Source organism: Humibacter ginsengiterrae (assembly GCF_054780115.1).
In genome coordinates, this window is record NZ_BAAGWY010000014.1 from 96774 (window position 1) to 103701 (window position 6928).

A 6928-nucleotide genomic window follows, 5' to 3' on the forward strand; every position below is an offset into this window, starting at 1 on the left:
GATCGATGAGGTTTTCATGACGAGCGCTCCGGGCAACACGACGGCGGAGGCGGAATCCGCCCTCGCTGCCTCCCCGAGGTCCACCATCGGCTTTGCCATGGCCATGAACCCGCCAGAGCTCGCCGAGCATCTCTTCGGCGTCGACCTCGAGGCACTGCGAATCGATGGTGCCAAGGCTTTGCACCCTTCCCCGTTCACGAGCTTCGACCAGCCGGATGCCCGGGATGTGCTCGAACGCGCCGACGTGCTCATCACCGGGTGGGGCGCGCCCGCGCTGACCGACCACGACCTCGACCGAGCGCCGCGCCTGCGCTATGTGCTCTTTGCCGGTGGGCAGGGCTCGATCCTGCTACCGCCGAGCGCTCGGCACCGCGGCATCCAGGTCTCCAACGCGGGATGGATGAACGCCATCCCGGTGGCCGAGTTCACCGTCGCGATGATCGTGCTGGCGAACAAGCAGACCTTCGAGGCCCGCCGCCTCTACCGCACTCGCCGAACCAGGATCGATCGCGAGCGCGAGTTCCCGACGGCGGGCAATCGCGAGAAGACCGTCGGGATCGTCGGCGCGTCGCGCATCGGGCGGATCGTGATCGAGAGACTCCGCTCGCTCGACCTGCACGTGCAGGTCTACGACCCGTTCCTCACCGACACGGAGGCACGCCGCCTCGGCGTACGGCGGGTGGATCTCGACGAGTTGATGCTCACCAGCGACATCGTCACGCTGCATCCTCCGCTGAATCCGTCGACGGAGGGGATGATCGACGCGGCCCTGCTCGGTTCGCTGCCCGATGGTTCAACTTTGATCAACACCTCGCGGGGCGGCATCGTCGATCAGGATGCCCTCGTCGCCGAACTGCGGACAGGGCGCATCGAGGCGATCCTCGACGTCACGACACCCGAGGTGCTGCCGCCCGACCACGAGCTCTACACCATGCCCAACGTCTTCCTCACCCCACACATCTCCGGATCGATGGGCACCGAGATCCGGCGGCTAGGCGACCATGTCGCGACGGAGCTGGAGCGCATCGTCAACGAACTGCCACTTGCCTTTCCCGAGGTCCTTCCGTGATATCGCTGCACGTCGAGGAGACCCTCCCTGCGGACGCCGGCCGGCGCGGCACGATCGTTGCGGTTCCCGGACTGGCCGAATCCGCGGGAACCCTACGAGTGACGGCGCGGCATTGGGCCTCCCTTGGATTCCGCGTATTGGCGATCGATCCGCGCGGTCACGGGGAGTCGCCGCGCTGGACCCGAGAACTCCTGCAGAGACATCCAGGCGATGTCATCGTCGCTGAGCTCTTAGCCGAACTGGCGCCTCGGCTCGACGGCGACCCGCTCGTCGTGTTCGGGCATTCCGCCGGAGGATCGGCCGCGGCGGCAGTCGCGGCGAGCATGCCGGCTGGTCTGAGCGGTGTTCTTCTCGAGGATCCGTTCTGGCGCTTGCCCGTGACACCCCACCAGGATCCGCGCGTCGCGACGGACGCAGCCGAGACGCTGCAGCACCAGCAGGCGATGACCGAGGAGGAACGGCGCAGCGAGATCAAGGCCCTGTTTCCCGGGTGGCCGGACGACGAACTGACCGAATGGTCGCTGGCGAAGCTGCGCACCGACGTCGAGCTGGTGCGCAACGGCGACGTCATCCCGACCGCCCCCTGGACGACACTCCTCGGAGCGCTCAGGGACGCCTCGGTGCCAGTGCACATCGTGACGGGCACGGTCGCGATCGGCATCACCGAAAACCACCGCGCCATCGCCCGATCGCTCGATGCCGGCGTCACGGTGATCGAAGGCGCCGGCCACTTCGTGCGCCGGGATGCCCGCGACCGGTTCCATGCCATCGCGGACGCGTTCCTCGACCAGACGGTGTCTTCGCGGGCTGAACACGACGCCCGTCTGCTTCAATGACCGGATGACACCAGCTCGGTTCGTCCCCGTGCCCAAGGCCGCCCCCGGCGACCGCGTCGCCGTTCTCTCACCCGCGTTCGCAGCGCCGGCGGTCTCGGCCGCCGTGCATGAGCAGGCGATGCGCCGGCTCACCGAGGTGACAGGGCTCATTCCCGTCGAGTACCCGACGACCCGGCAGCTCGGGGCGAGTGCCGAGGCGCGCGCGACGGATGTCAACGCCGCCTTCGCGGACCCGAGCATCAGTGCCGTGCTGGCGACGATCGGTGGCGACGACCAGGTCACGGTCATCCCTCACCTCGACGACGAGGTGATCGCGTCGAACCCGAAGCCGTTCCTCGGGTATAGCGACAACACGAACCTGCACAACCACCTCTGGCGCCTCGGCGTACCGAGCTTCTACGGCGGATCGACCCAGGTGCACCTCGGCGCCGGCCCGGGCGTTGACGACATCCACCAGCGGTCGCTCAAGGCCGCTCTTCTCGACGGCGGCTCGATCGAGCTCACCGAGCCCGGCGAGGCAGAGGACTTCGGCATGCCGTGGACGGATCCCCGCGCGCTGACGGAGTTCGGCCTACGGGAGCCGACTGAACCATGGACGTGGTCCGGTCCGGCGACGGTCGCAGAGGGCCGCACCTGGGGCGGATGCATCGAGGTGATCGACCAGCTCGCTCTCGCCGACCGGATGCCTGCGACCGGTGATCTCGAGGGCACGGTTCTGTTGCTGGAGACGAGCGAGGAGCTTCCGGATGCCGACCAGGTGATGCGCTGGGTGCGCGGGCTCGGCGAGCGGGGCATCCTTTCCGTCGTGGCCGGCGTGCTCGTCGCACGGCCGCCGGTCAGCGAGCTGAACTCGCCTGTGCCGCCGGCGGCGGAGCGGGCGCGGTTGCGTGCCGCGCAACGGGACGCCGTAATCGAGCAGGTGACGCGCTACAACTCGGACGCCGTCGTCTGCGTCGGCGTGCCGTTCGGGCACACCAGGCCGCAGTGGATCGTGCCGTACGGCGGGCGTGTTCGGCTCGATGGCGTCGAACGCACCGTGACTGCCGACTACAGCTGACTGAGGCGAGAGCAGAGCGAGCTCGCTCGCTCTGCCGAGCCGATGGAAGCTGTTGAGCAGCGCAGCTACGAGTACAGCTGACTGAGGCGAGAGCAGAGCGAGCTCGATCGCTCTGCCGAGCCGATGGAAGCTGTTGAGCAGCGCAGCTACGACTACAGCTGACGAGCGCGTCACTCCGCGACGCTGAGGTCCACCTGGATCTCGCCGGCCAGCCGCTCGAGGTCCGCAACCGCAGCGGCGACGTGCGCTCCCTCCGGAACGCGGGCGACGACATCCGCCTCGAAGAGCACGCCACCTGCCATCGGCGCCTCGCGCGTCTCGCTGGAGAAGTGGTCGATCGTCAATCCGTGGCGACTGAGGATGCCCGTGACGTCGCGCACGATTCCGGGCCGGTCGTTTCCGAGTACCGAGAAGGTCAGCTGACGGTCGGCGTGCGGGGCGGCATCCGTACCGGTGTGAACGGTGACGCGAAGGAGGCCGTCGAGACCCTGCAGCGCGTCGCGCAGTTCACCGAGGCGGGCATCCGGTACGGAGACCAGCACGATGCCGGCGAACGCTCCGGACAGCTCGGCGAGTTCGCTGGTCTCCCAGTTGCCACCGTGCTCGCTGACTGCGTCGGCGAGCGATTGCACGAGTCCGGCGCGATCGTCGCCGACGACGGTGAGCACGAGCCTGGCCATGGGACGAGCTTAGGACGCACCGGGCCTCGCGGCGGCGGCGCTCAGTGCGCGTGCTGGACGATGTTGATCAGGTTTCCGTCTGGCGCGCGAACGAAGAACCGGCGCACACCCCACGGCTCGGTGCGCAGCGACAGCACGATCTCGTACCCGAGGCGCTGCGCCTCCTCGTACGCGGCCTCGACGTCGGGGGTGTGCACCGAGATGACGGAGTCTTCGGGTGCACCTGCATCTCTCGTCACCAATTGAACGTGTGCACCGGTCTCCGGGTCAGTGAGTCGTGCCACCCAGCCGAGATTGAACTCCTCGTTGCTCAGCCCGAGATAATCGGCGTAGAACCCCTTGGCCACCTCGATGTCGTCGACCGGAAGGTTGGCCGTGACGCGTGTTGATCGCATGATCCCCCTTTGATCGGATGACTCGGCGCGGCTTGAATCGGATGGCTCAGTGCGCGCCGACGTCAGTTGAGCGGCGGCAGGCCCTCCGGCACGACACCCTCGCCGTACAGGTCGGCGGCGAGCTCGCGCAGCGCCAGCAATGCCGCGCGTTGCGGCAGCGGTCCGTACGAAATGCGCGCCACTCCCAGCTTCTCGTACTCGGATGCCGGCAGCGCGCCGGGCAGTCCGATCACGGAGATCTTGCCCCAGCCGATGCCGTCGACGAGCCGCTCCACCACGTCACGGGTCAGCGCGCCGGGCACGAAGACGAGCGCGGCACCCTCGTCGAGGAACGCACGACCACGTGAGATGGCGTCCTCGATGCGCTCCTCCGGGGAGCGGTCCTTACCGAGGAAGAGAGCATCCGTTCTCGCATTCAGCTGAAAGGCCACGCCCTCCGTCTCTGCCGCCTTCGTGATCGCGCGCACCCTGGCGACGGACTCGTCGAACGGCCGCAGCCGGTCTTCGACGTTGGCACCGACCACACCGAACCCGATCGCCCGGCGGATCGTCTCACCCGGGTCGTCGTATCCGTCGTCCAAGTCGGCCGTCACCGGCAAGTCCACCGCCTCGGCGATGGTACGGGCGCCGGCGAGCGCGAGATCCACGGGCATCCCACCGTCTTCGTAGCCGAAGCTCGCGGCGATGGAGTGGCCGGCCGTGGCGATCGCCTTCGTCTGGGGAAGGGATGCGACGACACGGGCGCTCACCGCATCCCACACGTTGACCACGCGCAGGATCTCGGGCGCCTCGTAGAGGGCCTTCAGCGCGAGGGCGCGGTCATTGGTGGCGGCCCGGATGGGCGTGGCGGAGCGGTCATTGGTGGCGGCCCGGGCGAGCGTGGCGGAGCGGTCGTCTGTGGCGGCCCCGGTGGGCGTGGCGGAGCGGTTGTCGGCAGCGTCGGTCATGGTCCCGACACTAACGGGTGCGCACGACTGCGGCGGGGCTGACTGCAATGGTTACAACGGTCGTGACGGGTCCACCGGGCAGTATCGCCATACTATCGTAGGTATGTTCTATTTTCTATGCTCTACGTCCTGAATTTGCGACTTTCCGTCCACAGGTGCGTGGTTGATGGGTTATCCCCACCTCGGTACTTTGTTCTATTATTCGGGTAGGATGACAGCATGGCATTCCACCTCACGCGGCTCCCCGAGATGACCGCGATGGTGTGCGCCATCCTGGAGCAGCGGGAGCCGGTTGCGAGCGAAAGATCGGTTCCGGCGTCGGCCACAGACGCGGGTGTCGGCCGCTCGGTGTCGAGCCTCCACCCCGCTTCGCGAACCACGCCCGACGACTCCGCATCTTCTCTGGTGGAGGCGGTGCATCTCCTGCCGGACTCGGACTTGGAAGCGTTGCTCGAGCAAGCAGCGGTCGGGCGGGCGGAGTTCGACCGGGTGATCACCGTCGCCGCCGGTGAGGCCGCGAAACGTTCGCAACGCGCCCTCGGGCACGGCGGGCTGGCGCAACGCCGGGGACACCGCACCGCGGTGCAGCTGGTGCAGTCCCTGACCGGGGAATCCAAAGGTGAAGCGGCCCGGCAGGTCAAGGTCGGGGAGTTGATCGGCGAGACCGACGCGGCGCAGCGCCTGGCCACGAGCACGGGTGTAGGCAGCGGCAGCGGCAGCGGCAGCGGCAGCGGCAGCGGCAGCGGCAGCGGCAGCGGCAGCGGCAGCGGCAGCGGCAGCGGCAGCGGCGATGCTGCCACGGCCGAGCCGGGCCCGAGCGACGGCGGCCGGAACAACAATGGTCTCGACGATGAGGACCCGATCCGCGGGTTGCCGGAGTCCGAGCGCGCGCTGCCGTGGCAGCATCCGGTCACAGCGGCGATCATGACCGGTGCGCTCTCCACCGAGAACGGGCACGTCATCCTCCGCACCCTGGAGAGCGTCTCCGCCACCTGCACGGGCGAGGCGCTGCGGGACGCCGCGGCCGAACTCGTCGCCTATGCAACCCAGCAGCGGGAGTGCGCCACGCTGCACGAGGACCTCCTCCGTCGAGCCCGGCAGGTGCGGGACCTGGTCGACCCGGACGGGATCGAAGAACGCTTCACGAAACGGTACGAACGCCGCTCCGTGAAGACCTGGCACGACCGGGACGGAGCGCTGAACCTGCACGCGGTCTGCGACGACGAATCGGGGATCTTCCTCACCCAGCTGTTCGACCTCGCGCTCAGTCCCCGCCGCGGCGGCCCCCGATTCGTGGCCAAAGACGACCTCGAGTGGGCGCAGACGATGATGGACGACCCGCGCAGCAATGAACAACTCGCGTTCGACACCCTCCTCGACGTGCTCCACGCCGGGGCTGCGTGCGATCACAGCACGACCTTCCGCACCGATCGGCCGGCAGTCCGCGTCATCACCGTCGTCGACACCCATGAGGCCGACGGCGAGCCACGCGCCACCACTGAGGGAGACGGCAGCAGCCTTACCGGGCACGCCGGACAGCTAGAAGGATCCGCATTCGCCGTCCCCAGTACTTTCGTGGCAACGACAGCCTGCACCGACGGGGTCGTCCCGATCACCGTGGACCGCACCGGCCGTGCCCTGAACCTAGGCCGCAGCAGACGCGGTTTCAGCCCCGCGCAACGCATCGTGCTCCGCGCCCGCGACGGCGGATGCCTCTGGCCCGGCTGCGACCGACCGCCCTGGCAGACCGAAGCCCACCACATCGAAGAATGGGACGCCGACCACGGCAGAACCGACATCGCAGACGGCGTGCTGCTCAGGCTGTCGCATGAATCTGGGTCTCGTTTCGGTGAGTCGAGCCGGTTTATTCCCTGGTCAGGGGATAATTAGGTGTGGGTGTGAATGTGCGTTCCGGGGATCTGGATCAGCTGTTTCTGCTGCCGA

7 protein-coding genes are annotated in these 6928 nt (G+C 68.1%); 4 read left to right on the plus strand and 3 right to left on the minus strand.

The features are described from left to right. Positions 1 to 16: 16 nt before the first annotated feature. The 3 genes from ACYVII_RS15480 to ACYVII_RS15490 are packed head-to-tail and all read left to right on the plus strand — an operon-like array spanning position 17 to position 2962. Entirely contained in the window at positions 17 to 1069 is a 1053-nt protein-coding gene (locus ACYVII_RS15480; protein WP_460536699.1) for a hydroxyacid dehydrogenase, read from the plus strand. Further along, entirely contained in the window at positions 1066 to 1905 is an 840-nt protein-coding gene (locus ACYVII_RS15485; protein ID WP_460536701.1) for an alpha/beta fold hydrolase, read from the plus strand. Before ACYVII_RS15480 ends, ACYVII_RS15485 begins: the two co-directional genes overlap by 4 nt. 4 nt (positions 1906 to 1909) lie before the next feature. Next, positions 1910 to 2962, plus strand: a complete 1053-nt coding sequence (locus ACYVII_RS15490; protein ID WP_460536703.1) for a S66 family peptidase — start codon at positions 1910 to 1912, stop codon at positions 2960 to 2962. A 170-nt stretch (positions 2963 to 3132) separates the two neighbouring features. Here ACYVII_RS15490 and ACYVII_RS15495 read toward each other — a convergent pair whose 3' ends face one another. The 3 genes from ACYVII_RS15495 to ACYVII_RS15505 form a co-directional block, all read right to left on the minus strand. After that, positions 3133 to 3642 carry a glycine cleavage system transcriptional repressor gene (locus ACYVII_RS15495; RefSeq protein ID WP_460536705.1) on the minus strand — a complete coding sequence of 170 codons (510 nt, stop codon included), beginning with the start codon at positions 3640 to 3642 and terminating at the stop codon, positions 3133 to 3135. A 41-nt stretch (positions 3643 to 3683) separates the two neighbouring features. Continuing rightward, on the minus strand, positions 3684 to 4037 hold the full coding sequence (locus tag ACYVII_RS15500) for a VOC family protein (protein WP_460536707.1): 354 nt from the start codon (positions 4035 to 4037) through the stop codon (positions 3684 to 3686). A 62-nt stretch (positions 4038 to 4099) separates the two neighbouring features. Next, complete coding sequence (locus ACYVII_RS15505; RefSeq protein ID WP_460536709.1) at positions 4100 to 4984, minus strand: isocitrate lyase/PEP mutase family protein; 885 nt, start codon at positions 4982 to 4984, stop codon at positions 4100 to 4102. Between the two features lie 219 nt (positions 4985 to 5203). On the opposite strand from ACYVII_RS15505, the gene ACYVII_RS15510 reads away from it, so the two are divergent. After that, positions 5204 to 6874, plus strand: coding sequence for an HNH endonuclease signature motif containing protein (locus tag ACYVII_RS15510; RefSeq protein ID WP_460536712.1), 1671 nt, complete (start codon positions 5204 to 5206; stop codon positions 6872 to 6874). The last annotated feature ends 54 nt before the right edge of the window (positions 6875 to 6928 follow it).

What these genes read in the sequence shown, in the direction of transcription:
- ACYVII_RS15490 (WP_460536703.1), top strand. Translation starts at nt 1,910, where the DNA reads ATGACACCAGCTCGGTTCGTCCCCGTGCCCAAGGCCGCCCCCGGCGAC.
- ACYVII_RS15500 (WP_460536707.1), bottom strand. Translation starts at nt 4,037, where the DNA reads ATGCGATCAACACGCGTCACGGCCAACCTTCCGGTCGACGACATCGAG.
- ACYVII_RS15480 (WP_460536699.1), top strand. Translation starts at nt 17, where the DNA reads ATGACGAGCGCTCCGGGCAACACGACGGCGGAGGCGGAATCCGCCCTC.
- ACYVII_RS15510 (WP_460536712.1), top strand. Translation starts at nt 5,204, where the DNA reads ATGGCATTCCACCTCACGCGGCTCCCCGAGATGACCGCGATGGTGTGC.
- ACYVII_RS15505 (WP_460536709.1), bottom strand. Translation starts at nt 4,984, where the DNA reads ATGACCGACGCTGCCGACAACCGCTCCGCCACGCCCACCGGGGCCGCC.
- ACYVII_RS15495 (WP_460536705.1), bottom strand. Translation starts at nt 3,642, where the DNA reads ATGGCCAGGCTCGTGCTCACCGTCGTCGGCGACGATCGCGCCGGACTC.